Source organism: Ruegeria sp. BI7 (assembly GCF_056537925.1).
Genome location: NZ_JBQFSK010000004.1, coordinates 161180 through 185482 on the forward strand (window position 1 = coordinate 161180; position 24303 = coordinate 185482).

At 58.7% G+C, this 24303-nt stretch carries 29 protein-coding genes; 14 read left to right on the forward strand and 15 right to left on the reverse strand.

Annotated features, from left to right (window positions below; genetic code table 11):
- Positions 1 to 27: 27 nt before the first annotated feature.
- From lysA to argH, 4 genes are all read right to left on the reverse strand, one after another.
- On the reverse strand, positions 28 to 1293 hold the full coding sequence (gene lysA / locus ACR0JB_RS12190; RefSeq protein WP_170350644.1) for a diaminopimelate decarboxylase: 1266 nt from the start codon (positions 1291 to 1293) through the stop codon (positions 28 to 30).
- A 65-nt stretch (positions 1294 to 1358) separates the two neighbouring features.
- Positions 1359 to 1508 carry a hypothetical protein gene (locus ACR0JB_RS12195; RefSeq protein WP_170350645.1) on the reverse strand — a complete coding sequence of 50 codons (150 nt, stop codon included), beginning with the start codon at positions 1506 to 1508 and terminating at the stop codon, positions 1359 to 1361.
- A 91-nt stretch (positions 1509 to 1599) separates the two neighbouring features.
- Positions 1600 to 1785, reverse strand: a complete 186-nt coding sequence (locus ACR0JB_RS12200; protein ID WP_413247489.1) for an argininosuccinate lyase — start codon at positions 1783 to 1785, stop codon at positions 1600 to 1602.
- Positions 1782 to 3170, reverse strand: coding sequence for an argininosuccinate lyase (gene argH / locus ACR0JB_RS12205; protein ID WP_170397145.1), 1389 nt, complete (start codon positions 3168 to 3170; stop codon positions 1782 to 1784). The genes ACR0JB_RS12200 and argH overlap by 4 nt, the downstream gene beginning before the upstream one ends.
- A gap of 21 nt (positions 3171 to 3191) precedes the next feature.
- On the opposite strand from argH, the gene ACR0JB_RS12210 reads away from it, so the two are divergent.
- From ACR0JB_RS12210 to yddG, 10 genes are all read left to right on the forward strand, one after another.
- On the forward strand, positions 3192 to 3758 hold the full coding sequence (locus ACR0JB_RS12210; RefSeq protein WP_170350648.1) for a TlpA disulfide reductase family protein: 567 nt from the start codon (positions 3192 to 3194) through the stop codon (positions 3756 to 3758).
- 65 nt (positions 3759 to 3823) lie between these two features.
- Positions 3824 to 4186 (forward strand): hypothetical protein, encoded by a 363-nt coding sequence (locus ACR0JB_RS12215; RefSeq protein ID WP_170397140.1) that lies wholly within the window; start codon positions 3824 to 3826, stop codon positions 4184 to 4186.
- A gap of 89 nt (positions 4187 to 4275) precedes the next feature.
- Positions 4276 to 4605 (forward strand): hypothetical protein, encoded by a 330-nt coding sequence (locus ACR0JB_RS12220; RefSeq protein ID WP_170350651.1) that lies wholly within the window; start codon positions 4276 to 4278, stop codon positions 4603 to 4605.
- 60 nt (positions 4606 to 4665) lie between these two features.
- Positions 4666 to 5052, forward strand: a complete 387-nt coding sequence (locus tag ACR0JB_RS12225; RefSeq protein ID WP_170350652.1) for a hypothetical protein — start codon at positions 4666 to 4668, stop codon at positions 5050 to 5052.
- On the forward strand, positions 5049 to 6020 hold the full coding sequence (locus ACR0JB_RS12230; RefSeq protein ID WP_170397138.1) for a sterol desaturase family protein: 972 nt from the start codon (positions 5049 to 5051) through the stop codon (positions 6018 to 6020). The genes ACR0JB_RS12225 and ACR0JB_RS12230 overlap by 4 nt, the downstream gene beginning before the upstream one ends.
- A gap of 93 nt (positions 6021 to 6113) precedes the next feature.
- Positions 6114 to 6302 (forward strand): hypothetical protein, encoded by a 189-nt coding sequence (locus ACR0JB_RS12235; protein ID WP_170350656.1) that lies wholly within the window; start codon positions 6114 to 6116, stop codon positions 6300 to 6302.
- A gap of 92 nt (positions 6303 to 6394) precedes the next feature.
- A complete protein-coding gene (locus tag ACR0JB_RS12240) occupies positions 6395 to 7228 on the forward strand; it encodes an EAL domain-containing protein (protein WP_170397136.1) in 834 nt (277 codons plus the stop codon).
- Positions 7229 to 7411: 183 nt separating this feature from the next.
- On the forward strand, positions 7412 to 8587 hold the full coding sequence (locus ACR0JB_RS12245; RefSeq protein WP_170397134.1) for an acetyl-CoA C-acetyltransferase: 1176 nt from the start codon (positions 7412 to 7414) through the stop codon (positions 8585 to 8587).
- 187 nt (positions 8588 to 8774) lie between these two features.
- Positions 8775 to 9497, forward strand: a complete 723-nt coding sequence (gene phbB, locus ACR0JB_RS12250; protein WP_170397131.1) for an acetoacetyl-CoA reductase — start codon at positions 8775 to 8777, stop codon at positions 9495 to 9497.
- Between the two features lie 137 nt (positions 9498 to 9634).
- Positions 9635 to 10501 (forward strand): aromatic amino acid exporter YddG, encoded by an 867-nt coding sequence (gene yddG / locus ACR0JB_RS12255; protein WP_170397130.1) that lies wholly within the window; start codon positions 9635 to 9637, stop codon positions 10499 to 10501.
- Here the strand turns inward: yddG and ACR0JB_RS12260 are convergent.
- From ACR0JB_RS12260 to ACR0JB_RS12270, 3 genes are all read right to left on the reverse strand, one after another.
- Complete coding sequence (locus ACR0JB_RS12260; RefSeq protein WP_170350663.1) at positions 10498 to 10662, reverse strand: YdcH family protein; 165 nt, start codon at positions 10660 to 10662, stop codon at positions 10498 to 10500. The two genes, yddG and ACR0JB_RS12260, sit on opposite strands and share 4 nt — an antisense overlap.
- A 121-nt stretch (positions 10663 to 10783) precedes the next feature.
- Complete coding sequence (locus tag ACR0JB_RS12265; RefSeq protein ID WP_170397128.1) at positions 10784 to 11557, reverse strand: tRNA1(Val) (adenine(37)-N6)-methyltransferase; 774 nt, start codon at positions 11555 to 11557, stop codon at positions 10784 to 10786.
- Complete coding sequence (locus ACR0JB_RS12270) at positions 11554 to 11769, reverse strand: putative signal transducing protein (protein ID WP_037316655.1); 216 nt, start codon at positions 11767 to 11769, stop codon at positions 11554 to 11556. Before ACR0JB_RS12270 ends, ACR0JB_RS12265 begins: the two co-directional genes overlap by 4 nt.
- Before the next feature lie 56 nt (positions 11770 to 11825).
- Here ACR0JB_RS12270 and ACR0JB_RS12275 point away from each other — a divergent pair, with 56 nt between their 5' ends.
- Complete coding sequence (locus tag ACR0JB_RS12275; protein ID WP_170397126.1) at positions 11826 to 12824, forward strand: polyprenyl synthetase family protein; 999 nt, start codon at positions 11826 to 11828, stop codon at positions 12822 to 12824.
- Here the strand turns inward: ACR0JB_RS12275 and ACR0JB_RS12280 are convergent.
- The 4 genes from ACR0JB_RS12280 to soxR all read right to left on the reverse strand — a co-directional run bounded on the left by ACR0JB_RS12280 (position 12817) and on the right by soxR (position 17673).
- A complete protein-coding gene (locus tag ACR0JB_RS12280; RefSeq protein ID WP_170350670.1) occupies positions 12817 to 13638 on the reverse strand; it encodes a 4-(cytidine 5'-diphospho)-2-C-methyl-D-erythritol kinase in 822 nt (273 codons plus the stop codon). The two genes, ACR0JB_RS12275 and ACR0JB_RS12280, sit on opposite strands and share 8 nt — an antisense overlap.
- Complete coding sequence (locus ACR0JB_RS12285; protein WP_170397364.1) at positions 13628 to 15304, reverse strand: tetratricopeptide repeat protein; 1677 nt, start codon at positions 15302 to 15304, stop codon at positions 13628 to 13630. The genes ACR0JB_RS12280 and ACR0JB_RS12285 overlap by 11 nt, the downstream gene beginning before the upstream one ends.
- Before the next feature lie 131 nt (positions 15305 to 15435).
- Positions 15436 to 17082 carry an electron transfer flavoprotein-ubiquinone oxidoreductase gene (locus tag ACR0JB_RS12290; protein WP_480789953.1) on the reverse strand — a complete coding sequence of 549 codons (1647 nt, stop codon included), beginning with the start codon at positions 17080 to 17082 and terminating at the stop codon, positions 15436 to 15438.
- A 135-nt stretch (positions 17083 to 17217) separates the two neighbouring features.
- Positions 17218 to 17673: a redox-sensitive transcriptional activator SoxR gene (soxR, locus tag ACR0JB_RS12295; RefSeq protein WP_170350673.1), complete on the reverse strand. Its 456-nt coding sequence runs from the start codon at positions 17671 to 17673 to the stop codon at positions 17218 to 17220.
- An 84-nt stretch (positions 17674 to 17757) separates the two neighbouring features.
- Between soxR and ACR0JB_RS12300 the strand changes: the two genes are divergently transcribed.
- From ACR0JB_RS12300 to ACR0JB_RS12310, 3 genes are all read left to right on the forward strand, one after another.
- A complete protein-coding gene (locus tag ACR0JB_RS12300; RefSeq protein WP_170350675.1) occupies positions 17758 to 18138 on the forward strand; it encodes a VOC family protein in 381 nt (126 codons plus the stop codon).
- A gap of 241 nt (positions 18139 to 18379) precedes the next feature.
- Positions 18380 to 18850 (forward strand): transcription elongation factor GreA, encoded by a 471-nt coding sequence (gene greA, locus ACR0JB_RS12305; protein WP_058282071.1) that lies wholly within the window; start codon positions 18380 to 18382, stop codon positions 18848 to 18850.
- A gap of 14 nt (positions 18851 to 18864) precedes the next feature.
- Positions 18865 to 19857, forward strand: a complete 993-nt coding sequence (locus ACR0JB_RS12310) for a hypothetical protein (protein WP_170350677.1) — start codon at positions 18865 to 18867, stop codon at positions 19855 to 19857.
- On the opposite strand, the gene ACR0JB_RS12315 is transcribed toward ACR0JB_RS12310, so the two are convergent.
- The 4 genes from ACR0JB_RS12315 to ACR0JB_RS12330 form a co-directional block, all read right to left on the reverse strand.
- Positions 19854 to 21929, reverse strand: coding sequence for a molybdenum cofactor synthesis domain-containing protein (locus tag ACR0JB_RS12315; RefSeq protein ID WP_367648262.1), 2076 nt, complete (start codon positions 21927 to 21929; stop codon positions 19854 to 19856). The two genes, ACR0JB_RS12310 and ACR0JB_RS12315, sit on opposite strands and share 4 nt — an antisense overlap.
- On the reverse strand, positions 21926 to 22417 hold the full coding sequence (mobB, locus tag ACR0JB_RS12320; RefSeq protein WP_170506907.1) for a molybdopterin-guanine dinucleotide biosynthesis protein B: 492 nt from the start codon (positions 22415 to 22417) through the stop codon (positions 21926 to 21928). Before mobB ends, ACR0JB_RS12315 begins: the two co-directional genes overlap by 4 nt.
- Positions 22414 to 23058 (reverse strand): molybdenum cofactor guanylyltransferase MobA, encoded by a 645-nt coding sequence (mobA, locus tag ACR0JB_RS12325; RefSeq protein ID WP_170506910.1) that lies wholly within the window; start codon positions 23056 to 23058, stop codon positions 22414 to 22416. The genes mobB and mobA overlap by 4 nt, the downstream gene beginning before the upstream one ends.
- Before the next feature lie 352 nt (positions 23059 to 23410).
- A complete protein-coding gene (locus tag ACR0JB_RS12330; protein WP_480789964.1) occupies positions 23411 to 24298 on the reverse strand; it encodes a formate dehydrogenase accessory sulfurtransferase FdhD in 888 nt (295 codons plus the stop codon).
- Between the last annotated feature and the right edge of the window lie 5 nt (positions 24299 to 24303).

A 24303-nucleotide genomic window follows, 5' to 3' on the forward strand; every position in this document is an offset into this window, starting at 1 on the left:
CCTGAGCGGGCCCGCGCGGTCATCGCGTCAAAGCCACTCAGGTATGGTATCGCGGTTTATGATTTCGTCAAAGCTTGGCCGTTCACGAATAACTGCAAATTGATCCCCATGTACCAGAACCTCAGGGATCAGGGGGCGCGTGTTATATTCGCTGGCCATCACCGCCCCATAGGCTCCGGCGCTGCGAAAGGCCACCAGATCACCCGGCGCCAGCGGTGGCATGTTGCGTTGTTTGGCGAAGGTATCACCGGTCTCACAGACCGGACCGACAATATCATAGGGTTGTTGTTCAACGCCCGGCGCCGGTTCTTGCACGGCAACGATATCGTGATGCGCCTCGTACATGGCGGGGCGGATCAGGTCGTTCATGGCCCCGTCGAGGATCAGAAAATCGCGCCCCTCACCGGATTTCACATAGATCACCTTGCTGATCATCAAACCGGCATTGCCCGCGATCAGACGACCAGGTTCGATCTCGATCTCGCAATCCAGATGGCCCAGCGTTTTCTTGATCAACGCACCGTATTCTACGGGCAGCGGTGGTGCGTCATTGGCACGGGTATAGGGAATGCCCAAACCTCCGCCCAGATCGAGACGGCGGATATTGTGACCTTCGGCACGCAGCTGCTCAGTCAACTCGGCGACTTTGGTATAGGCCAGCTCGAACGGCTCCAGCTCGGTCAGTTGCGAGCCGATATGGACGTCGATGCCAATCACCTCAAGCCCGGGCAGGGACGCGGCGTGGGCATAGACCTCTGACGCGCGGGCGATGGGAATACCGAACTTGTTCTCGGACTTTCCTGTAGCGATCTTGGCGTGGGTTTTGGCATCAACATCCGGGTTAACCCGCACAGTGATAGGCGCAACCACACCCAATTCCAGCGCTACAGCGTTAATCACTTCCATCTCGGGTTCGGATTCGACGTTGAACTGACGGATACCCCCGGTCAGCGCGGTGCGGATCTCATCCACAGTTTTGCCAACGCCTGAGAACACGATTTTATCGCCTGGCACACCCGCCGCCTTGGCGCGCAGGTATTCCCCGCCCGAGACCACATCCATCCCCGCGCCCGCCTGCGCCAGCGTTTTCAGAATCGCCTGATTGCTGGCGGCTTTCATCGCGTAGCATACAAGATGCTCGGTCCCTTCCAGCGCATCATCGAACAACTGGAAATGGCGCAGTAAAGTCGCGGTGGAATAGACGTAAAACGGGGTCCCGACCGCGGCAGCGATTTCGGAGATTGGGACATCCTCGGCGTAAAGCGCGCCGTCGCGGTAGAGAAAGTGATCCATGACAGCGCGCTTAGACCAAAACCGCCCGGCGGATCAATGGATTCTGCACATCCGGCGGTATTCGGTCAGTTGGTGACAGAAACGCCAACCCGACCATAGCCCGAAATCGAAACGCCAGAGCTGCCGGAATTCGCCTCGGGTTCGGGGCGGGAGTTGTGCGAAGGCTCGCAAGCCGCAAGTACGGCAATAGTCAGGATCAGGCCGAAAATCTTCATGATGTCATCTTAGCTCAGGAAATTCGGCACCAGGCCGATCATACGTGCGAACATGGGCGCCGCGTGGGCAAAATGCAATTACCTCAGAGGATTAAACCCCAAGAAAAACACCCAATCCACCGCGCCGAAAGCCAACACCACCACCAACATAAGTGCCGCTGCTTCCGACGCCTACATTGGCGCTCATCGTGGGTTGGATCGGCTCGCCATCTGCGCCACAGGCGGCCAGGGCAAACCCAGCCGCAATCAGCAGGACAACACGGAGAATTTGCATCATACCAACGCCTTCCATCGCTTGATCTGGGCCCGCACCTGATCCGGTGCGGTGCCGCCAAAAGACTGGCGCGAGTTTACCGAATTTTGGACGGTAAGGACAGAATAGACGTCATCGGTGATATCTGCGTGGACCGATTGCATGTCCTCCAGCGTCAGGTCAGGCAAGTCGCAGCCTTTGCTTTCGGCCATGGCCACCAGCGATCCGGTCACATGGTGGGCGTCGCGGAACGGCAGGCCCAGTACACGAACCAGCCAATCGGCGAGGTCGGTAGCGGTCGAGAACCCCGAGCCCGCTGCCGCCGCAAGGCTCTCGCGGTTGGCAGTCATGTCCTTAACCATACCTTCCATCGCAGCCAGCGCCAGCATCCAATTGTCGGCGGCATCAAAGACCTGCTCCTTGTCTTCTTGCATGTCCTTGGAATAGGCCAGCGGCAGGCCCTTCATCACCATCATCAATGCGGTATTTGCACCGTAAATGCGGCCCACTTTGGCGCGGATTAACTCAGCAGCATCCGGATTCTTCTTCTGCGGCATGATCGACGAACCAGTCGAAAACCGATCAGACAGGGTGACAAATCGGAACTGGGCCGAAGACCAGATCACCAGCTCTTCAGCAAAGCGCGACAGGTGCATGGCGCAGATCGAGGCGGTCGACAGGAACTCAAGCGCGAAATCGCGGTCGCTGACTGCGTCCAGCGAGTTTGCGGCAGGCCGGTCAAAGCCCAGCGCCTCGGCCGTCATCTGGCGGTCGATGGGAAAAGACGTCCCAGCCAAAGCCGCCGCCCCCAAGGGGGATTCGTTCATCCGGGCTCGCGCATCGCGGACGCGGCTCAGGTCACGGCCAAACATCTCGACATAGGCCATCATGTGGTGGCCCCACGTCACCGGCTGTGCGGTTTGCAGATGGGTAAAGCCTGGCATGACCCAATCGGCCCCGGCCTCGGCCTGCGCCAAAAGCGCGCGGATCAGGGCCAGCAGGCCGCTCTCTGCCGCGTCCAGTTGATCACGCACCCACAGTTTGAAATCGGTCGCAACCTGGTCATTCCGGCTGCGGCCCGTGTGCAAACGACCTGCAGGCTCGCCAATAACCTCTTTCAGACGCGCTTCGACATTCATGTGGATGTCTTCCAGCGCGGTCGAGAACTGAAATTCCCCGTTCTGAATTTCTGACAAAACGGTGAGCAGCCCTTCCCGAATTGCCTGCGCATCACTATCAGTTATTACGCCTGTGGCAGCCAACATGGCGGCATGGGCGCGCGAGCCTGCGATGTCCTGGGCTGCCATCCGCTGATCGAACCCGATCGAGGCATTGATTGCCTCCATGATCGCGTCTGGACCGGCGGCAAAGCGGCCGCCCCACATCTGGTTCGAAGATTGATCGGTCATGTAAGAAAACCCGGAGTTGATATGCGCCTATTTCGTCTGATCCCCCTTTATATGGCCCTTGCGCTGGGTGCAAACGCCGCTTTGGCAACAGATGCCGAAACGCTTGGCCCGCTGCGCGATGGAACACTGAAACGCCTGATCCTGCACAAAGAACCCAAGCCCGCAAAAGCAATCGAATTCCAGCTGGAAGATGAGGGCGGAGTTGGAACGCTTGAGGACTATGCCGGCAAGTATGTTCTGGTGAACTTCTGGGCCACGTGGTGTGCGCCTTGCCGCAAAGAGATGCCGCAGATTGCCGAGCTGCAAGAAGAGTTCGGCGGTGACAAGTTTGAGGTTCTTACACTTGCCACCGGGCGCAACTCACCCGCCGGGATCAAGAAGTTCTTCGAGGAAAACGGCATTAATAACCTGCCGCGCCATCAGGACCCCGGTTCAGCCGCCGCGCGCGAGTTTGGCGTTGTTGCGTTGCCAATCACCGTTATTCTGGATCCTGAGGGTCAGGAAATTGCCCGGTTAATCGGCGATGCGGAATGGAATTCAGAAAGTGCCAAGGCGATTATCGCGACGCTTGTCGGCGCTGAAAGCTAAGCAAAACACATAAGAAAATTGCGAATCGTGTTATTCTGCCAACTATTAGTTTGGGGGGAATAGCTGTGAATTCTATTGCCATCTTGGCCGCGGCAGCCAGTGTCCTGTGCATTTCGGCGGCTGCCGCAGACGCCAAAGACATCGAAAAGAAGCAGCAATTCATGGATGCTGTCATCGGCAAGAAACTTGTGCGCAATAGGTATTGGTTTATCGTCGCGGCAGACGGCACGATTTACGGGGATACCGCCCAAAAAGGTAAAATCAAAGGTGCCTGGGTCTGGAACAAAAGGTACTACTGCCGAAATCTCTTTATCGGGACCACGCAACTTCCTGTGGATTGTCAGAAAGTCGCAATCGACGGAGACCAAGTAGTTTTTACGCGTAAGAAGGGAAAAGGTAAGGCCGTGCCTATGACCATTTCCGACTAGGCAGAAAACACTGCATTCACATGTGCTAGAATAGAAATGGTCTTTTGGGGCCGGATTTTCTAATTGCTACCAGTGAAAAGGAGGCAACAATGAAACCAGTGGTTCTGTTGATCGGTCGCTTGCCGAATGTAATCGGCGACGTGGCGCGGCGTCTGGATCACATGCCTATCCAATGGCTGGGCGCGCATGATCAGGATGAGGTCCGGCGGCAACTGGATGCCGAACCCCGGATCGTCTGTGCGGTCATGGGCGCGGGCTTGGATGACAAGATCCGCGGCGAGATGGTCGGCATCATCGCAGCACGCAGGCCAGACATCTGCATACACCTGAAAGACAGGGCCTCGGGGCCTGATGGGCTGGTGCCCTTTGTCGAACGCGTGGTGCAGCACGAAGTCCTGGACACGTTCGAAGCTGGCTGACGTAACGCTACCTTTGACAGCGTCATTGCCGCTCTGCAATCTGTCGGGCGGGAGGAAAGAATGCCGCTTGAAATACTTCTGGTTCTGGTGGTCGGAGGCATCGTCGGCATCACCGTTCTGCTGCACCTGTCAGGGCGGTCACGCGTGCGCGAACTGACCCCCCAGACCGCGCGTTCGGAATGGCTGCGCCATGCGCCGGACGACGTAATAATTGATATAACAATCGCACATGACAAGCGGTCCGCCCTGATCCGTACCGAGACGGGAAACGGGCTGTTGTGGTCCTTTGGTGCCGATACGGTGGCGCGCCACCTTCTGGATTTCGACTGGATCGATCACCCCGAGGGTTTCGAAATTCAATTTCATGACTTCGGCACGCCCAAAGCCCTGATCCGCCTTGACGATTTCGAACGCCCCCACTGGCAAAACCTGATGGACCCCGCATGACCGACCAAGTGAGCTTTCCCGACGCCGTGCAATGGGCGGTGCCGTTCTTCATCGCCGCCATTCTGGCCGAGTTCCTGTGGATCGCTTTCAAAGGCAGGGGCGGACGGTATGAGACGCGCGATGCCGTCACCTCGCTGATCATGGGGGCGGGAAATATCGCCTCGGGGTTGCTGCTTGGGTTCATCGCATATGGCTTTTTCATGTGGCTGTGGCAGATCACGCCGCTGAACCTGGGCACCTCGATTCCGGTGATCATCCTGTGCTTTGTGCTGGATGATTTACGCTATTACTGGGTGCATCGGTTCGGTCACCGCATCCGCTGGGTCTGGGCCAGTCACGTGAACCACCACAGTTCTCAACACTACAATCTGACCACGGCGCTGCGTCAGACATGGACCTATACGTTTACCTTCATGATGGTAGTACGTGCGCCGCTGATTCTGCTGGGCTTCCACCCGGCGATGGTGCTGTTCTGCGGCGGTTTGAACCTGATCTATCAGTTCTGGATTCACACCGAGGCGATTGGGAAAATGCCCCGCTGGTTCGAGGCGGTGATGAACACCCCTAGCCACCACCGCGCCCATCATGGACGGAACGCGCGTTATCTGGATTGCAACTATGCCGGGGTTTTCATCATCTGGGACAAACTGTTTGGCACGTTTGTGCCCGAACAAAAGGACGACCGCGTCGATTACGGGCTGGTCCACAATATTGGCACGTTCAACCCGCTGCGCGTGGCCTTTCACGAATGGGTCAGTATCTGGCGCGACGCAACCCAGCCGGGGCTGACGTTGCGCGAACGTCTGGCCTATTGCTTTGCTCCACCGGGTTACAGCCATGATGGCAGCCGCGAAAGCTCAGAACAGATCAAAGCCCGGCATCTGGCGCGCCATCCCGAAGATCACGGAACGCCCGGTTTTGAACAACTTGAGGCCCAGACGCCCAATCCACAGGCAAAACAGGCCTAAATCCGCCTGTTCGACTCTCTGCTTTCTTGAAAACGGGATTTCACATTCCATATTCAGCGGATGTGACCCGTAGCCAGTAATCCGGAGGCCGCCATGACCCGTTTGATGACAGTATCGACCACACTTGGTTTGATCGGTCTGGCTTTGGCCATGTTGACGGCACTGACGGGTGGCCCCTCAACCATCGTTGCATTGGGCTTTGTCATGCTTGCACTGGGCTTCATGGGAGCCGTGGTCGGCGCCGCCGCTGTACTTGGACGGGTTTGGGAATCCGCGCGCTGACACCTGGCAAATTCGCCCCTCTTAACCGCAGATTCATACCTTTGCCTTGAAATAAGGCCCTGACCGGTGACGTTACGGGGCTTGGCAAGGACATGCGGGACAGGAAACAGGCAGATGTGCCCGAGGGTGCCGAAAGCCCGCTGAACGCGGCCGTCGCATCCCGTGACGAATCCTCGGTTCAGATGGCGACCGAGGCGGTAAAGCACAAACAATGCAAACTGGCCTTTCAGCCGGTCATGCAGGCGCATCAACCGTTCGGTGTAGCGTTCTACGAAGGGTTCATTCGGGTGCTGGACGAAACCGGGCGGGTTATTCCTGCACGGGATTTCATGCCGCAATTGGAAAATACCCCGATCGGGCGGGACCTGGATTGTGTCGCATTGGAAATGGGGTTGAGGACACTGATCAATAACCCCGATATCCGCCTGTCCATCAACATGTCCGCACGTTCGATCGGCTATGCGCGGTATTCTCGGGTGTTAGATCGGTTTCTCAAGAAAGACGCCAATTTGGGCGAACGGTTGATCCTGGAAATTTCGGAAAGTTCGGCCATGACTGTGCCCGAGTTGGTGATCGATTTCATGGACCGGCTGCAACCGCGCGGCGTTGCGTTTGCGCTGGACGATTTCGGTGCCAGCAATTTCAGTTTCCGCCACTTTCGCGAGTTTTTGTTTGATGCCGCCAAGATCGACGGTCAGTTCGTCCGCGGAGTTTCCGAAAACCCGGACAATCAAGCGTTGGTCCGGGCACTGGTCGCTGTGGCCCGGGAATTTGAAATTCTAGTAACCGCCGAATCGGTCGAAACCAGGGGCGATGCCGAATTCCTTGTGGCCAATGGCGTGGACTGCTTGCAGGGGTTTTTGTTCGGCGCACCCACTGTGTCGGGCCCTTGGAAAGATAAAAAGCTTAAGAAAACTGGTAGTTAAAGATATAGAATCCATTTCCAATTTACCTGAGACAAGCTGACCGTTGCTGCAATTGCAGCGTTACGCTATTCCATGAGCAGTTGGAGCGGGGGATCATGAGGCGCTCTGGATCTTAGAGGCCGGACCTCTGCGATCTGCGCCATCACGGTTCCCACAGGACCTTGATGGTAAAGGATTGTCTATATGACTAACGTAGTAATCGCATCTGCAGCCCGTACCGGTGTCGGCAGTTTTGGCGGCTCGTTTGCAAACACACCCGCACATGATCTGGGCACTGCCGTACTCGAAGCAGTTGTAGAACGTGCCGGAGTTGACAAGGGTGAAGTCAGCGAAACCATCATGGGTCAGGTACTGACGGCTGCACAGGGCCAGAACCCGGCGCGTCAGGCCCATATCAATGCCGGTCTGCCGCAAGAAAGCGCGGCTTGGGGCATCAACCAGGTGTGTGGCTCGGGTCTGCGCGCGGTTGCGTTGGGCGCACAGCACATCCAGCTGGGCGATGCCGAAATCGTGGCCGCCGGTGGTCAGGAAAATATGACCCTTTCGCCCCATGCCGCCGCGCTGCGCGCCGGTCACAAGATGGGCGACATGAAATATATCGACACGATGATCCGCGATGGTCTGTGGGATGCCTTCAACGGCTATCACATGGGCCAAACCGCTGAAAACGTTGCTGAAAAATGGCAGATCAGCCGTGACATGCAGGACGAATTCGCCGTTGCCTCGCAGAACAAGGCCGAAGCGGCGCAAAAGGCTGGTAAATTCGCCGACGAAATCACGCCCTTCACCATCAAGACCCGCAAGGGCGACATCGTTATGGACAAGGATGAATACATCCGCCACGGCGCAACCATGGAAGCCATGGGCAAGCTGCGCCCGGCCTTCACCAAGGATGGCTCGGTCACCGCAGCCAATGCCTCGGGCCTGAACGACGGTGCCGCCGCAACCCTGCTGATGTCAGCCGAAAACGCCGAAAAGCGTGGGATCGAGCCTCTGGCTCGTATCGCATCCTATGCCACGGCAGGTCTGGACCCGTCGATCATGGGTGTAGGTCCGATCTATGCCTCGCGCAAAGCGTTGGAAAAAGCGGGTTGGTCGGTTGACGATCTGGATCTGGTTGAAGCCAACGAAGCCTTTGCTGCGCAGGCTTGTGCCGTGAACAAGGACATGGGTTGGGACCCATCCATCGTGAACGTCAACGGTGGCGCAATCGCCATCGGCCACCCGATCGGCGCATCGGGCTGCCGCGTTCTGAACACCCTGCTGTTCGAAATGAAGCGCCGCGACGCGAAAAAGGGTCTGGCGACCCTTTGCATCGGCGGCGGCATGGGTGTCGCCCTGTGTGTGGAGCGCGACTAAGTGCTTTGACAACTAAATGGAAAAGGGCGTCTACTGGGCGCCCTTTTTTGTTACATTCGGGCCCTATCCCTTAGATGCGACAATATCGCCGAACAGAAAGATCAAAACGAAGACGAAACGATATTGCGCAGCAATCTCTCTCAGAGTAACAGAATTACCAAGTCAGACTTAATTGGAGGATTCCTCAATGGCACGTACAGCACTCGTCACCGGCGGTTCCCGCGGCATCGGCGCATCAATTTCCAAGGCGCTCAAGGCCGAAGGCTACAATGTTGCAGCCACCTATGCCGGCAATGACGAAGCCGCCGCAAAATTCACCGAGGAAACCGGCATCGCCACCTACAAGTGGAACGTGGCCGACTATGACGAATCGAAAGCGGGCATCGAAAAGGTCGAAGCCGAAGTTGGCCCGATCGACATCGTGGTCGCCAATGCAGGCATCACCCGCGATGCCCCGTTCCACAAAATGACCCCTGAGCAGTGGCATCAGGTGATCGACACCAACCTGACCGGCGTTTTCAACACCGTCCACCCGGTATGGTCCGGCATGCGCGAGCGCAAGTTTGGCCGTGTGATCGTCATCAGCTCGATCAATGGTCAGAAAGGCCAGTTCGCGCAGGTGAACTATGCCGCGACCAAAGCGGGTGATCTGGGCATCGTCAAATCGCTGGCGCAGGAAGGTGCGCGTGCGGGCATCACCGCCAACGCGATCTGCCCTGGCTATATCGCGACCGAGATGGTCATGGCTGTTCCGGAAAAAGTACGCGATTCCATCATCAGCCAAATCCCGGCCGGTCGCCTGGGCGAACCCGAGGAAATCGCGCGCTGCGTGGCGTTCCTGGCGTCGGACGATTCTCAGTTCATCAATGGCTCTACAATTTCGGCCAACGGTGCGCAGTTCTTCGTCTGATCTGCAGACCCACGAACAATTCAGGCCGGTCCTTTTGGATCGGCCTTTTGCGTTCTGAAACCGATAGTTAAAGAATTGCACGTCTTCCCGGTGGCTGTATCCTTTCAAAGCAGATCGGTGAAAAAGGTCACGGACCTATGACAAAATCTCAGGCAACAGCGATTGGGTTTGTGGCTGTGCTGTTGTGGTCTTTACTGGCGCTGCTCACAGTCGGCTCGACCCCAACCCCACCGCTTTTGCTGAACGCCATCTGTTTTTCTATCGGCGGTACGCTGGGCCTGATCTGGACATGGGCCAACGGCGGTTTGCCCCAATTACAGGCGGTGCCCTGGACAACGTATCTGTTCGGTGCCGCGGGCCTGTTCGGCTATCACGCCTTGTATTTTTCGGCCCTGCGCATGGCTCCAGCAGCTGAGGCTGGGTTGATCGCCTATCTCTGGCCCCTGCTGATCGTGCTGTTTTCCGGGCTATTGCCGGGCGAGCATCTGCGTATCAGTCATCTGTTTGGGGCCTGTCTGGGCTTTGCCGGAGCTGCGATCATCATCGCAGGAGGCGGTAGCGCAGGGGTTCAGACCGCTCATCTACCGGGGTATGGGCTGGCGCTGCTGTGCGCGCTGACATGGTCGGGGTATTCGGTCCTGTCGCGCCGTTTGGGGGACACTCCAACCAGTTCGGTCGCCGTGTTCTGCATCGCGGCGGCGATTGCCTCGGGCGCGCTGCATCTGGCTGTTGAAGAAACCATCTGGCCCGACAGCGCCTTTGGCTGGGCTTCGGTCGTGGCACTGGGTCTGGGGCCGGTGGGTCTAGCGTTTTATGTGTGGGATATCGGGGTAAAGCAGGGTGACATACAAATCCTCGGTACTGCTTCTTACGCGGCACCGCTGTTGTCTACGCTGGCTTTGGTTGGGGCCGGGATCGCCGCCCCGTCCTGGGGTCTGGCGATCGCGGCCGTGTTGATCACTGGCGGCGCGGCCATTGCCGCGCGGGCGAGCTTGCGTCGCTAGGCTGACAGGCGCTCGATCTCTTCTTTTAGCTTAAGCTTCTGCTTTTTGAGTTGTGCAATATGGAGATCGTCGATGCCAGGCGAGCGTTGGGCTTGTTCAACTTCAAGACCGAGTGTTTCGTGCTTTTTCTTCAGTTCGGTCAGGTGTGCGCTCACGCTCATGGCGATACTCCTCTGTTGGTGTCTGAGTTTCACGTAAGAAGTTGATCACATCGTTTCCACCCTGTCACGCTGCATACGCACAGATTCTGTAATAAATCCGACAAATTCGGCTGGTTACTGCCTATTGGCCGGACAACCCCGGCAGGGCGGCCGCATCGCGCAGCACCGCCGAAACCTGCGGTGTGTAGCTTTCACCATCTTTTTCGTGGCGCGCGCCTGCATGCAAAATCAACGGCGCATGCAACCGAAACGCGGCCTTTCCGCCCTTTTTGGCGCGTAAAATCACTAATTCGGCAGCCCGACCCGCGCGTGCCGCCAAAGGCAACACCTCGACTGAGCCCAGGCGCCCCGTGCAGCCCAAAAGCATATCTGGCAAACGGTCGGCCTTTTGGATCATGTGCAAATAGCCGCGCGGTGCGAGACGTTTGGCCGCAGTGTCGAACCAAACACCCAGTGGTGTGCCCTCACCCAGCGCGATTGCCCGTCCGTCATCCGCAGCGGCACTGTGCGCTCCGGCGCGGTAATAGGGCGGGTTGGCGATGACATGGTCAAACTGGCGCTGTTTCAGATCGGCAGGCAGGGCGGCAAGATCGGCCTCGACCACCTCAAACGACGCGGCGTTCTCGGCTGCGTTGCGACGGGCCAGCGCGGCATAGCTGGCCTGCAATTCCACCCCGACCCCTTGCAATCCCGGCACACGCGCCAGAAGGCACAGGATCGCGGCGCCTACCCCGCAGCCCAGTTCCAGCACGGTGTGACCACGTGTCGCCGGAACCGAGGCAGCCAGCAAGACCGGGTCCACGCCCGCACGATATCCCGAACGCGGTTGCCACAGGCGCACACGGCCGTTCAAAAAATCGTTACAGGTCAGATCATTATCCGGCAAATGGCTCATCGACCCAGCGGAATCTCATTATCGCGCATCACCCGTTCAGCCCGCGTCAGGTCATCAGCCCGCACCATCAGACGACGGGGGAAGATTCCGATGCCTCCTTCGAGGATGCTCATATTTACGTCCATCTGAAAGCAGTCTATATCCTCACCCTCAAGAAGGGCCGAAGCAAAGGCCAGGATCGTCGGATCGGTGCTGCGCAAAAGTTCTTTCATAGGGATGGATGTAAGGGCAAGGTAAGTCGAAAGTCGAGCCTTGTATCAGGAGTGTGATGGAAATCGACGCGATCACGAAACCGCATGAGCGGCTGGCCGACCTTCTGACCAGCGAAATGGCTGCGGTGAATGAGCTGATCCGCACGCGCATGGCCTCTGATCACGCGCCGCGCATCCCCGAAGTGACAGCACATCTGGTTGAAGCCGGTGGCAAACGTCTGCGTCCGATGCTGACCCTGGCGGCCGCACGTCTGTTCGGTTACGCGGGCGACCACCATGTGCGGCTGGCCGCGACGGTTGAGTTCATCCACACGGCGACCCTACTGCATGACGATGTGGTGGACGAAAGCGCCCAGCGGCGTGGCCGCCCAACGGCGAACCTGCTGTGGGACAACAAATCCAGCGTTCTGGTGGGCGATTACCTGTTCTCCCGCAGTTTCCAGTTGATGGTTGAGACCGGGTCACTGCGTGTTCTGGACATTCTGGCCAATGCCTCGGCCACCATTGCCGAAGGTGAAGTGTTGCAGATGACCGCGGCCACCGATCTGGGCACGGATGAGGCGATTTACCTGCAGGTTGTACGCGGCAAGACCGCCGCCCTGTTCTCTGCCGCGACCGAGGTTGGCGGTGTAATCGCCGGAGCGTCTGAGGAACAGGTCAAGGCGCTGTATGACTATGGCGATGCTTTGGGTATTGCCTTCCAGATCGCTGATGATCTGCTAGATTATCAAGGTGATAGCAAGGCCACCGGTAAAAATGTCGGCGACGATTTCCGCGAACGCAAGTTGACCCTGCCGGTGATCAAGGCCGTGGCGCAAGCCACCCCTGATGAACATGTCTTTTGGGAGCGCACGATTGGCCGGGGTCGCCAAGAAGAGGGTGACCTGGACCACGCGCTGAGCCTGATGGGAAAATACGGCACGCTTGACGCCACCCGGTCAGATGCGTTCGACTGGGCCGCCAAGGCCAAGGATGCGCTGGCGCCCCTGCCCGATCATGAGATTCGCAAGCTGCTGCGTGATCTGGCCGATTACGTGGTTTCGCGCCTCAATTAAGCTGCACCGCACGGCACCACCAATCGGGATGGGCCGCGCCGATCTCGTACGCTGCGAAATGCGCGTCTTTCATTGTGGGATAGAGCGCGAAACAGGTCGAACCTGACCCCGACATGCGGGCCAACAGCGCCCGCGTAGTCAATCGCAGTGAATCCAGCGCAAACTCAATTTCGCGGGCGATGCCCATTGCAGGGATTTCCAGATCATTCCGCTGGTCACGCAACCATTCGGCGCAGGCCCCGGCATTCTCGAATTCCGGGATATCAATCGGCATGGGCAGGTTGTCCCGCCGGGCCAATGCCTCGAACACCGAAGATGTGGGCACCGGAATACCCGGGTTGACCAGAACTGCGGGCAAATTCGGAAGGGACACGGACGTTAGCCTATCGCCAATTCCCTGCATTCGTGTCGCTTGGGCGGCCATGCAAACAGGTACATCAGCACCCAGAGAAACAGGCAGGTCCTCTGGTATGTTGACCCCCTGACCAGACAACGCCCAAAGGGTCGCGGCGGCGTCAGACGAACCGCCGCCAATCCCGCCACCATGCGGCAGCACCTTGTTCAGATCGATATGGCCCGTCCACCCGGCGGCTTGGGCCGCTTTCCAGACCAGATTGCGACTGTCCGCAGGCACGCCTGCCGCGTGTTCTCCGGTGACTGAGATCGACAATTCAGGGCCTGGTGTAAACTGCAACCTGTCGCCCACATCAGCAAATACGACCAGCGAATCCAACAGGTGATATCCATCAACCCGCTGGCCGGTCACATGCAGAGTCAGGTTGATCTTGGCGGGCGCGAAGGCCTTAGTTGCCATTGGCGACCTTCAACGGTTCCGCCCCTTCCTCGGCCAGAACCTCGTCGAGGCCAATCTCCAGCTTGCGACGGATACGGTCGGGATCAGCCTCGGCATCCGTGTCTTCAGGATCAATGAAGGACAGGGCGCGTTTCCACTGGAACTCAGCCTCGCGCGCGCGGCCCACAGCCCAATAGACATCACCCAGATGATCGTTCACCACTGGATCAACCGCCATCAGCTCGACCGCGCGCTCCATATGTTCGACCGCCTCATCATAGCGGCCCAGACGGAAAAGGACCCAGCCCAGACTGTCGACGATATAACCGCTGTCGGGGCGCGCCGCGACGGCGCGTTCGATCATGTTCAGCGCCTCGTCCAGTTTTTCGCGCCGTTCGACCAGGGAATATCCCAAATAGTTCAGCACCTGCGGCTGATCTGGGTTCAACTCTAGCGCGCGGCGGAAATCGGCCTCGGCCTGATCCCATTGTTTGAGCCGTTCGTGCGAGATGCCGCGGGCATAGTGCAAAAACCAGTTCCCACCCTCGGTCAGTTCGATGGCACGATCATAAGACGCGACAGCGCTGGTGTATTCTTCTTGCTGGCGTTGCAGATCGGCCAGCGCTACATGAACGCTAGGCAGGTTTGGGTTCTGGCTGGCCAGGGTCTGCAACACCTCGGCAGCAGCATCCTTTTTGTCCGACCGGCTAAGCACCTCGGCCCGGCCAAGTTCAGCCGCGTGATAGTCACTGCTGCTGGCGGGCACCTGACGATAGGCTTCCACGGCCAGATCATATTGCTCCAGCACGTCCAGCAATTCGGCACTCAGCAAGATCGCATCCACATGTCCGGGACGCAGGAACGCAGCCGTGCGCACATAAAGCAGGACATAGTTCTGCGCCGCCTCATTGCTCAGCGCTGCGCCAACGGAAAAGAAAACCTCGGCCATGCCATCTTGCGCGGATTGAGCATGGGTGAATGGCAGGGTGTCACCATTTGTCAGACGCGCCACGTAACCTTCGATCGACGGGTCGCTGCCGGCCGCAAATACCTCACCCAGAAATTGCTGTGCCTCTTCATTGCGGTCCAGTTGCGACAAAACCTCGGCCCGGGCCAAAGCGGCCCGTCGCGAAAAGCGGGCAACCGCACCGTTATGGGCCGTGAATACTTCTTCGGCCCCTTCAAAATCGCCAACCGAGGCCAGCGCCAGCGCCTTGTGGTACAGTGCAAAGTCGCGCAAGCCATCCTGCGTTGCGACCTCGTCAAACTGCTCCATCGCGCGGGTCATGGCCCCTTGGCCAATGTATGCCCATCCCTGTACCAAACCGTCGACCAAAGGCCCCACGCCTTGCGTTTCGGGATCACGGGCCAGCAATTCATCCAGTTTACCGTCGGCCACCAGATTGGCGGTGATCACCATCCTTGCTGCCTGACTGGGCAGACCGGCATCCTCAATCATCTGCGCAACAGGCAGCGCGCGTGCCACATCGCCCAGCGCCAGCCGTGCGACAACCACGCTTTCCAACAATGCTGCATTTTCAGGATCGGCTTTCAGGGCCTGCGCATAGTATTTCTCAGCGGCTGAATAATCGTTTTGATAGATGGCCTGACGGCCAGCCAAATACGCACCGGACCCCGAATCCGCTACAGCTGGAAGCACAATCGACGAGGTGAAGAGCGCAGCCATTGCGGCGCGACGAACCAGAGAAATCACCAAAATCCTGCCTTGCTATTCTTGTCTGCGCAACAAGCTAGGGCTTTGGCTGGCAAGAGGCAATGGCAGAGCCTTCACGACCCTGCCAGTGCCCGGTTTTTTGCTTACATATTTGGATAGTTTGGCCCGTCGCCACCCTGCGGCGTGGTCCAAGTGATGTTCTTGCTGGGGTCCTTGATGTCGCAGGTCTTGCAGTGGACGCAGTTCTGGAAGTTGATCACGAAGCGCGGACTGCCTTCATCTTCGACCATCTCATACACGCCCGCCGGACAATAGCGCTGCGCCGGTTCGTCGTATTTGGGCAGGTTGACTTTGACCGGGATGTCCGGGTCCGCCAGTTTTAGGTGGCAGGGCTGGCTCTCCTCGTGATTGGTCATCGCAAACGAGACGTTGGTTAGGCGGTCAAACGACAGCGTGCCATCGGGTTTGGGATAATCGATAGGCTTGTGTTTGCTGGCCTCTTCGGTCGAATCCGCGTCGTTCTTGCCATGGCCCACTGTGCCCAACAGCGAAAAGCCCAGCGTGTTGGTCCACATATCCAGGCCGCCCAGCATCAGGCTGGCAGTCAGACCCCATTTCGACCAGATCGGCTTGACGTTTCGCACCTTTTTCAGATCGCTGCCGATCGGGCCATTGCGCACATCGGTCTCGTAATCGGTCAGCTCATCGCCCGAGCGTTCTGCCTTGATGGCGTCAAAGGCGGCTTCAGCCGCGGCTTTGCCCGACAGCATCGCGTTGTGATTGCCCTTGATGCGCGGCACGTTGACCATGCCCGCCGAACAGCCCAACAGTGCAACCCCGGGCGCAGCCAGTTTCGGCATAGACTGATAGCCGCCCTCGGTGATCGCACGGGCACCATAGGCCACGCGCTTGCCGCCCTTCAGTAGCTCGGCCACCATCGGGTGATGCTTGAAGCGCTGGAACTCCATATATGGGTACAGATGCGGGTTTTTATAGTTCAAGTGAACCACAAACCCGACATAGACCTGATTGTTTTCAAGGTGATAGATAAAGGACCCGCCGCCCGCGTTGCTGCCCAGAGGCCAGCCCATCGTGTGCGTGACGGTGCCTTCCTTGTGCTTGGCGGGGTCGATCTCCCAGATCTCTTTCATGCCGACGCCGTATTTCTGCACCTCTTTGCCGGCCTGCAGGTCATATTTGGCGATGACCTCTTTGGACAGCGAGCCGCGCACGCCTTCGGACAGGAAGACATATTTGCCGTGCAGCTCCATACCAGGTTCGGTGTTGGGGCCGTATGAGCCGTCGGGTTCCAGGCCAAACACCCCGGCCACGACGCCTTTGACCTCGCCGTTGTCGCCATAAACCAGCTCTGAACACGCCATGCCGGGGAAGATTTCCACGCCCAGTTCCTCGGCCTGTTCGGCCATCCAGCGGCAGACATTGCCCATCGAGACGATGTAGTTGCCGTGGTTGTTCATCAGCGGCGGCATCGGGAAGTTGGGAATACGGATCTTACCCGCCTCGCCCAGCATGTAGAAATTGTCTTCGGTCACCGGCGTGTTCAACGGCGCGCCTTTTTCCTTCCAGTCGGGGATCAGCGCATCCAGACCACAGGGGTCCAATACCGCGCCCGATAGGATATGCGCGCCCACTTCCGAGCCTTTTTCTAGAACAACGACGTTCAGGTCCGCGTCCAGCTGTTTCAGACGGATGGCTGCCGAAAGGCCCGCCGGGCCTGCGCCCACGATAACCACATCGTATTCCATCGCTTCGCGTTCAATCTCGGCCATCGCGGGCTCCTTAGCTAACTTTCCGAATTGGCGCTTTCTACATGCTGTCGGCGCAATATTGTTTCACGGCTGATTACATGGTTGCTAAGACCTTGGTCAATCAAAACACGGCGTAACATTGCTGCAATGCGGCAGTTATGTATCGGGAGAGTCCCCCATAAGGTACCTGGGACCGCTACCATGGCATTTGGCGCGGTCGTCCGGGTTGTAAAGGGCGCATTTCGGAAGGCTGAGGCAGCCACAGCCGATGCACCCATCCAGATTGTCGCGCAACCGCGTCAAGGTAGCGATTCGCTGATCCAGACGGTCACGCAGCCCGACACTGATTTTCTGCCAATCCTTTGGCGTTGGTGTGCGGTTGCCAGGCAAGTCGGACAAAACATCCTTGATCTCGGGCAACGTCAGGCCAAACTGCTGGGCGATCATGATGAAACTCAACCGCCGAATATCAGCGCGCTGATACCGCCGCTGCCCACCCGCATTGCGCCAGGGCGCGATCAGCCCCTGCGCCTCGTAGTACCGGATGGCCGACACAGCTAACCCCGTGCGCCGGGCCAATGCGCCAATTGCCAGCCCTTCGGAAACTGCCATTATCCTCATTTAATCCCTTGACCTAAAGTTAGGTTTAGAAATTACAGTGAGTCGTGACAAGCCTCAATTCGCAAAGGAGACCCCATGATGGCGACGCTTGAACACACCAACTTCACCGTTCGCGACCCGCAGGCTTCGGCCGCCTGGATGCACAAGGTGTTTGGTTGGAAAACCCGCTGGGAAGGCCCGGCCATTGCGGGCGGCTATACCGTGCATGTGGGCAGCGCGCATACCTATCTAGCGCTCTATGCGCCCAGCGATCCGCAGCCATCCGGCGAAAGCAGTTACGACATCATTGGAGGGCTGAACCACGTGGGTGTTTTGGTCGAAGATATCGACGCCACCGAGCAGCAAGTGATCAAAGCCGGCTTCACGCCCAAGTCACATGCGGATTATGAGCCCGGAAAACGGTTCTACTTTGACGACGACAATGGCATCGAATTCGAAGTGATTAGTTACAACTAGGGCGTTCCGGGAAACATCTTACAAACTCGTTATCGCCAATATCCCGAGAGCGCGAAGTGCGACAGGGTATTGGCGATTCAAACTTTTCCCGAACAACATAGGCCGTAATCCGCCCGCTGCGGGGCCAAGACCTCTTGCAATTCACGCCTCATTTGGGTCAGGTATTTGCCAACCCATCAATTCGCCCCGACGCTGGTTCCATGCGGCGGGGCGCATCAATTTATGCGTGGACGACAAGACCATGGAAAAAATTCCGATGACGCCTACGGGCAATGCCGCGCTTGCGGCAGAGCTGAAAAACCTGAAATCCGTTGAGCGCCCTGCGATCATCGAGGCCATCGCTACGGCCCGTGAACTGGGCGATCTGAAGGAAAACGCCGAATACCATTCTGCCCGCGAAAAGCAGGGCTTTATCGAAGGTCGTATCAAAGAGCTGGAAGGCATTCTGTCGCTGGCCGATGTGATCGACCCCGCCAAGCTGTCCGGTGCGATCAAATTCGGCGCCAAGGTCACGCTGGTCGATGAGGACACTGACGAGGAAAAGACCTGGCAGATCGTGGGTGAGTATGAGGCCAATATTGAAAACGGGCTGCTCAACATCAAATCCCCCATCGCCCGCGCCCTGATCGGCAAGGACGAAGGTGACAGTGTCGAAGTCCGCACCCCCGGCGGTGTGCGGTCTTACGAAGTCCTGAGTATCGAGTACGCCTGACCGGAGCGTCCTTCATGTCCGAGCCCACGCCAGAGCAGGAAGCCGAGCGGCCAACGTCGTTGGGTATTTACGACAAGCCCTCGCGGCCGTCCGTGACCGAGATCGAGATTGCGGCCATCGTGCTTAGCGTGATCTGGCTGGTGGTTTCGGTGGTGTTTCTGGTGCTGCCCGACGACGTCGAGGGCGGTGGGTTCGTGGTGACCTTGCTGGCGGTGTTCATGCCGGTAGCAATGATCTGGGTCGCGGCTACGGCGATGCGCGCCAGCCGCGTCATGCGCGAAGAAAGCGAACGTCTGCAGACTGCGATTGATGCGATCCGGCAGACCTATGTCCTCCAGCAACAGCGGGCCGCCATTTCCCACGAACCGGCCGTCAGCAAGAAGTTGGACGAAATCGCTGAATCCGCGAAAAAGACAGAAAGTACACTGGCCACGTTTTCGACCAAACGTAGCGAACCCGCGCGGGCGGCAGCGTCAAACGGAACCGGCGACCAAACCTCGTTGGAGCTGGGTACGCAGGCCGAGGACATCGCGCCGCCACTCAGCACCGATATTTTCATCCGAGCGCTGAATTTTCCCGAAACGCAGGATGACGCCGAAGGGTTCGACGCCTTGCGTCTGGCGTTGAAGGACCGCAAGACCGCCCAACTGGTGCAAGCTTCGCAGGACGTTTTGACGCTGCTCAGCCAGGAAGGCATCTATATGGATGACCTGCGCCCCGACATGTCCCGCCCCGAGATCTGGCGGCAATTCGCGCAGGGTGCCCGTGGTCGCTCGGTGGCGGCTTTGGGCGGCATTCGGGATCGGTCGTCGCTTGCGCTGACGGCGGCGCGGATGAAGCAGGACCCGATCTTTCGCGACGCCGCACATCACTTTCTGCGCCGCTTTGACCACATGATCGTGGCTTTTGAACCTGAGGCCAGCGATGCCGACCTGACCGCATTGGGTGAGACCCGAACAGCGCGAGCCTTCATGTTACTGGGGCGTGTGGCTGGAACCTTCGACTAAAGGCCGAAACTGCCGTAGGGGATAAACCGGACTATATCGCCCGGTTTGATATGGCGCGCGCCGTCTTCGATTTCGACCAGCCCTTCGGCCCAGCTGAGCCCGCTGATCCGGCCCGATCCTTCAGAGGCAAACACCTCGACCCGGCCATCGCGCACTCGGGCGCGCAGATATTCGCGGCGGCCCGGTTTCTTGCGTTTTTCAAAGGCGGCGGGCAGATCGAACCCCTGTGGGTCCTGCCAGCCCTCACCCGCCATCAGACCCAAAGCCGGGCGCGCAAAGATCAGGGTGCAGACTTTAGCCGCAACCGGATTACCCGGCAGGCCAAAGACCGGTGTGCCTTCCCACAATCCCAGAGCCAACGGCCGCCCCGGTTTGAGCGCAATCCTCCATTCCTGCATCGCCCCCGCCTCTCGCAACAGAGCCGAGACGTGATCCTCATCCCCGGCTGACGCGCCACCGCTGGTCAGGATTACATCCGCCTGTTCCGCCGCCGCATTCAGGCGATCGCGCAAATCTTCCCGGTCATCAGAAACCCGCCCCATATCCACCGGCTGAAACCCCATGCGGTCGATCAGTGACAGCAGCATCGGGCGGTTGGCATCGAATATCTGGCCTGGCCCGGCCTTGTCTCCGGGTTCGATCAGTTCATCACCGGTCGACAGCACCGCCACACGCAGCGTCTTGCGCACTGGAACTTTTGCAATTCCGGTAGCCGACAACAACGCCAGATCGGCGGGCGTCAACCTTCGCCCGGCAGACAGAACCAGATCGCCCGCGGTCATGTCCTCACCTGCACGGCGGGTGTTTGCACCCTGTTTCAGGGGGCCGTGAAAAGCGATGTGGTCATCTTGTACGGTCACGTCCTCTTCTAGAATGACCGTATCCACACCCGCAGGCAACGCCGCGCCGGTCAACACCCGCAGCGCATGGCCATGCGGCACCGTGCCATCAAACGGGATACCCGCAGCCGCGCGGCCCGGATGCAATGGCATCACCTGCGCACCCTCGGGCATCGCACCCGCAAATCCATAGCCGTCAACGGCCGTATTCGGTTGCGGCGGGTTCGAGCGTTTAGCGATGATATCCTCTGCCAGAATGCGCCCCATAGCCTGCGGGAGCGCAATTGTTTCAACAGGCACAACTACCGTCAGCCGCTGGCGCAGCAGGGCCAGCGCGTCATCCACCGGCGTCCAGCTCACCCCGGCAGGCAAAGCAAAGCAATCGTTGCGCAGGGGCGGTGGGGCAATATCCGGCTTGCGTTGTGACACTCCCAAAATCCAGCCTTCCTCTGCTGCGTTGACGTTCAGATGGTTCGCCAATTCCTCGGGTCGCATCCCGGCCAGTGACAGGGCAACCTGTTCCACCTGCCAGGCGTCCTTGATCCGGTCTTTCGGCCCGGCCCCCAGGGTAAGCGAGGGCCAGATTTCCACAAAGGCGACCGGGGTGTCCAGCGGCTCGAACGGCCAGACCGAGATTTGTCCGGTAAATGCGCGGCGCAGACGGGCCAGAACCGGCAGGCCAGTCATGACCTGACCACCCACAGCACCGGCCCCGCCCATTTGCCAACACGTAAAGCTGCCCTTGGTTTCGGGGTTCAGTTCGACGCAACGGCGTTCGGGAAATGGGTTGTGATAGTCCGCCTTGTTTTTGGGCAGACCGTCAATGCCACGCCGCAGGCCATTGAACCAGAACGGACCCTTACCGCCAAAACGGCGGTTAATCTCTCCGGCCAGATCAAACCGGTTGTTGGCTTTTGGCGAATCCTCGATCCGGCTCTCGAACCAGTCCCACAACCGCAACGGATCATCCGATCCGGTCAGCGCACGGGCGAACCCTTTGGGATAGCCAAAGGGGAAATCGAACCCCAGACACAGCCGCCGTCCTGAGGCAATCTCATCCGCAATCAGGTCGTGCAGCCATTGCTCGGCAATCTTGCGGTTTCTAAGGTATGTCGGTTCTTCCGCCCTGCCCTTACACACCACACAGGCCCAGATGGCATCCTTGCGTTCGGAAAGGCCGGTGTCGTTGCCACCGGACCAATCGACCATGGCAAAACTATCGAAACCGGTCACAAACCAACCTCTTGCAGAATGAAATCGGCGATGGCTGCGGTGTCATTCAGGTCAAAGACCGGCACAGCCACATCGAGCGGCGTGTCACTTGCGACGGCGCGGATCGTCGCGTTCTCAGGCGCCATCAACGGGTTCGCGGCCACGGCCCGATAGGCTTCGACCTTGGGGTGGGCCTCGCTTTTAAACCCCTCGATCAACACCAGATCGACTGGCGACAGTCGCTCTAGTAACTCATTCAATGGAGGCTCGGGCACGCCGCGCAGCTCTTGCATGATCGCGACGCGTTGACCCGAGGCCAGCAGAACCTCGGACGCGCCCGCAACGCGGTGACGATAGCTGTCAGTGCCCGGCTGATCGACATCGACATTGTGATGGGCGTGTTTCAGGGTCGAGACGGTAAAGCCGCGCCCGGTGATCTCAGTCACCAACCGTTCCATCAGCCCGGTTTTGCCCGCGTTTTTCCAGCCGGTGACGCCGTAAACCTTCATGCCTGCTCCAGCAGTTGTTCCGCCCGCGCCAGATCGTCGGGTGTGTTGACGTTGAAGAACGGATCAAAGGGATCGGCCGGGAACAGCGCCTCGCGCCCGTCATGTTTGTCGGTCCACAGCACGACCTTGCGCAGACCGTCATTCAGCGCATCCCGCAGATCGTCGCGTAATGCCACGGGCCAGAGACCAAAGGTCGGGTGCCGATTGACCCGTTTTCCACCACCGGATTTCAACGCCTCATCCCCGGTGCGTGGCGTGGTGGCCAGCACCAGCGGAAGCGCTTGCCCCTGGGCAGCGTCGCTCAGCCGCATCACCAGATCGCGCGGGAAAAACGGAGTATCGGCGGCAGCGGTGACAATGCAGTCAGCCCCTTGCGTGGCTGCCCAGTCGAGCCCGGCCAAAACGCCCGCCAAAGGCCCCGCGAACCCTTCGATCGTGTCAGGCAGAATGGGCAGGTTCAGATCAGCGAACCGTTCCGGATCACCATTGGCATTCAGCGCAAGGCCATCCACCTGCGGGGCCAGCCGGTCGATCACATGGGACAGCAGGCTTTGCCCGCCGATCTGCAACAGACCTTTGTCACCGCCGCCCATCCGGGTGGCAAGGCCGCCTGCGAGGATAACTCCGAGAGGGCGAGTCATGTGGAGATCTCCGGGAGTTCATGGGGCCGCGTCGTCAGGAAATTGACGACAAAGAAGGTCAAAAATAACATCGCGGCGTAAAATCCGAAGAAAAAATAGGAAAATACGAAGAATACGGAAAACAAAACTGCGAAAGCGCGTCTACATCTTTTCAGTTCTGAAATTATTTCCGGCGTGCCGTTCATGCATCCTGAAAACAACAGATTTCGTGACACTCTTCGGTTGCGCCGGGGTATGTCGAGTCTTGCCAAAAGAGGCCACCAAAGCCGGGCCGCAATCCAAAATCCTGCTATGCCAAAAACCACGAATGGCCCCAAGATCAACGGCACTATTAACAAGTTTTCCGACATGGTTACTCCGCACTCTTCCTGCGATGCTTCTTATCCTCAACCGCCACGCTGGCCGGGTCCACATCGCGCAGCAACCGGTCCTCGCCCGACAGACACACAAACCGCTGACCGCGCATGCGGCCGATCAGGGTCAGGCCGACCTCGCGCGCGATCTCGACGCCCCATGCGGTGAAGCCCGAACGGGAGGCCAGCACTGGGATGCCCATCATCGCCGTCTTGATCACCATCTCGGATGTCAGACGGCCAGTGGTGTAGAGGATCTTGTCTTCCGCCGCCTCACCCTCGGACAGCATCCAGCCCGCGATCTTGTCGACAGCGTTGTGGCGGCCGACATCCTCCATGTAGACCAAAGGGCGGTTTTCAAGGCACAGAACCGTTCCGTGGATCGCCCCGGCCTCAAGATACAGCGACGGGGTTCGGTTGATCTTGGCCGCCAGCTCATACAGCCATGATGTCCGCACATGAACTTGCGGCAGGCGCACATCCTCGAGCCCCTCCATCATGTCGCCGAACACGGTGCCGACTGCGCAACCGCTGGTGCGGGTCTTTTTCTTCAGCTTGTCCTCGTAGGACGTCTCGCGCGCGGTGCGGACGATCACGGTTTCCAGATCGTCGTCATAATCGACCCGCGTGATCTGATCATCATCCAGCAACATGCCCTGATTGCGCAGGAACCCCAGCGCCAGATATTCCGGATAGTCGCCTATGGTCATTGCGGTCACGATTTCCTGGGAATTCAGGAAAATCGTCAAAGGGCGCTCTTCGACAACCGAGATCTGGCTGACCTCTCCATTCTGGTCCACGCCCTCGACCGCGCGGGTCAGGCGGTCCGCGCCGGGATCGGGGGCGATGATGTAGTCCGAGACATCCAGTTCCTTGGCCAATTGCAACCCTT

What these genes read in the sequence shown, in the direction of transcription:
- lysA (WP_170350644.1), bottom strand. Translation starts at nt 1,293, where the DNA reads ATGGATCACTTTCTCTACCGCGACGGCGCGCTTTACGCCGAGGATGTC.
- ACR0JB_RS12195 (WP_170350645.1), bottom strand. Translation starts at nt 1,508, where the DNA reads ATGAAGATTTTCGGCCTGATCCTGACTATTGCCGTACTTGCGGCTTGC.
- ACR0JB_RS12200 (WP_413247489.1), bottom strand. Translation starts at nt 1,785, where the DNA reads ATGATGCAAATTCTCCGTGTTGTCCTGCTGATTGCGGCTGGGTTTGCC.
- argH (WP_170397145.1), bottom strand. Translation starts at nt 3,170, where the DNA reads ATGACCGATCAATCTTCGAACCAGATGTGGGGCGGCCGCTTTGCCGCC.
- ACR0JB_RS12210 (WP_170350648.1), top strand. Translation starts at nt 3,192, where the DNA reads ATGCGCCTATTTCGTCTGATCCCCCTTTATATGGCCCTTGCGCTGGGT.
- ACR0JB_RS12220 (WP_170350651.1), top strand. Translation starts at nt 4,276, where the DNA reads ATGAAACCAGTGGTTCTGTTGATCGGTCGCTTGCCGAATGTAATCGGC.
- ACR0JB_RS12225 (WP_170350652.1), top strand. Translation starts at nt 4,666, where the DNA reads ATGCCGCTTGAAATACTTCTGGTTCTGGTGGTCGGAGGCATCGTCGGC.
- ACR0JB_RS12230 (WP_170397138.1), top strand. Translation starts at nt 5,049, where the DNA reads ATGACCGACCAAGTGAGCTTTCCCGACGCCGTGCAATGGGCGGTGCCG.
- ACR0JB_RS12235 (WP_170350656.1), top strand. Translation starts at nt 6,114, where the DNA reads ATGACCCGTTTGATGACAGTATCGACCACACTTGGTTTGATCGGTCTG.
- ACR0JB_RS12240 (WP_170397136.1), top strand. Translation starts at nt 6,395, where the DNA reads ATGCGGGACAGGAAACAGGCAGATGTGCCCGAGGGTGCCGAAAGCCCG.
- ACR0JB_RS12245 (WP_170397134.1), top strand. Translation starts at nt 7,412, where the DNA reads ATGACTAACGTAGTAATCGCATCTGCAGCCCGTACCGGTGTCGGCAGT.
- phbB (WP_170397131.1), top strand. Translation starts at nt 8,775, where the DNA reads ATGGCACGTACAGCACTCGTCACCGGCGGTTCCCGCGGCATCGGCGCA.
- yddG (WP_170397130.1), top strand. Translation starts at nt 9,635, where the DNA reads ATGACAAAATCTCAGGCAACAGCGATTGGGTTTGTGGCTGTGCTGTTG.
- ACR0JB_RS12260 (WP_170350663.1), bottom strand. Translation starts at nt 10,662, where the DNA reads ATGAGCGTGAGCGCACACCTGACCGAACTGAAGAAAAAGCACGAAACA.
- ACR0JB_RS12265 (WP_170397128.1), bottom strand. Translation starts at nt 11,557, where the DNA reads ATGAGCCATTTGCCGGATAATGATCTGACCTGTAACGATTTTTTGAAC.
- ACR0JB_RS12270 (WP_037316655.1), bottom strand. Translation starts at nt 11,769, where the DNA reads ATGAAAGAACTTTTGCGCAGCACCGATCCGACGATCCTGGCCTTTGCT.
- ACR0JB_RS12275 (WP_170397126.1), top strand. Translation starts at nt 11,826, where the DNA reads ATGGAAATCGACGCGATCACGAAACCGCATGAGCGGCTGGCCGACCTT.
- ACR0JB_RS12280 (WP_170350670.1), bottom strand. Translation starts at nt 13,638, where the DNA reads ATGGCAACTAAGGCCTTCGCGCCCGCCAAGATCAACCTGACTCTGCAT.
- ACR0JB_RS12285 (WP_170397364.1), bottom strand. Translation starts at nt 15,304, where the DNA reads ATGGCTGCGCTCTTCACCTCGTCGATTGTGCTTCCAGCTGTAGCGGAT.
- ACR0JB_RS12290 (WP_480789953.1), bottom strand. Translation starts at nt 17,082, where the DNA reads ATGGCCGAGATTGAACGCGAAGCGATGGAATACGATGTGGTTATCGTG.
- soxR (WP_170350673.1), bottom strand. Translation starts at nt 17,673, where the DNA reads ATGGCAGTTTCCGAAGGGCTGGCAATTGGCGCATTGGCCCGGCGCACG.
- ACR0JB_RS12300 (WP_170350675.1), top strand. Translation starts at nt 17,758, where the DNA reads ATGATGGCGACGCTTGAACACACCAACTTCACCGTTCGCGACCCGCAG.
- greA (WP_058282071.1), top strand. Translation starts at nt 18,380, where the DNA reads ATGGAAAAAATTCCGATGACGCCTACGGGCAATGCCGCGCTTGCGGCA.
- ACR0JB_RS12310 (WP_170350677.1), top strand. Translation starts at nt 18,865, where the DNA reads ATGTCCGAGCCCACGCCAGAGCAGGAAGCCGAGCGGCCAACGTCGTTG.
- mobB (WP_170506907.1), bottom strand. Translation starts at nt 22,417, where the DNA reads ATGAAGGTTTACGGCGTCACCGGCTGGAAAAACGCGGGCAAAACCGGG.
- mobA (WP_170506910.1), bottom strand. Translation starts at nt 23,058, where the DNA reads ATGACTCGCCCTCTCGGAGTTATCCTCGCAGGCGGCCTTGCCACCCGG.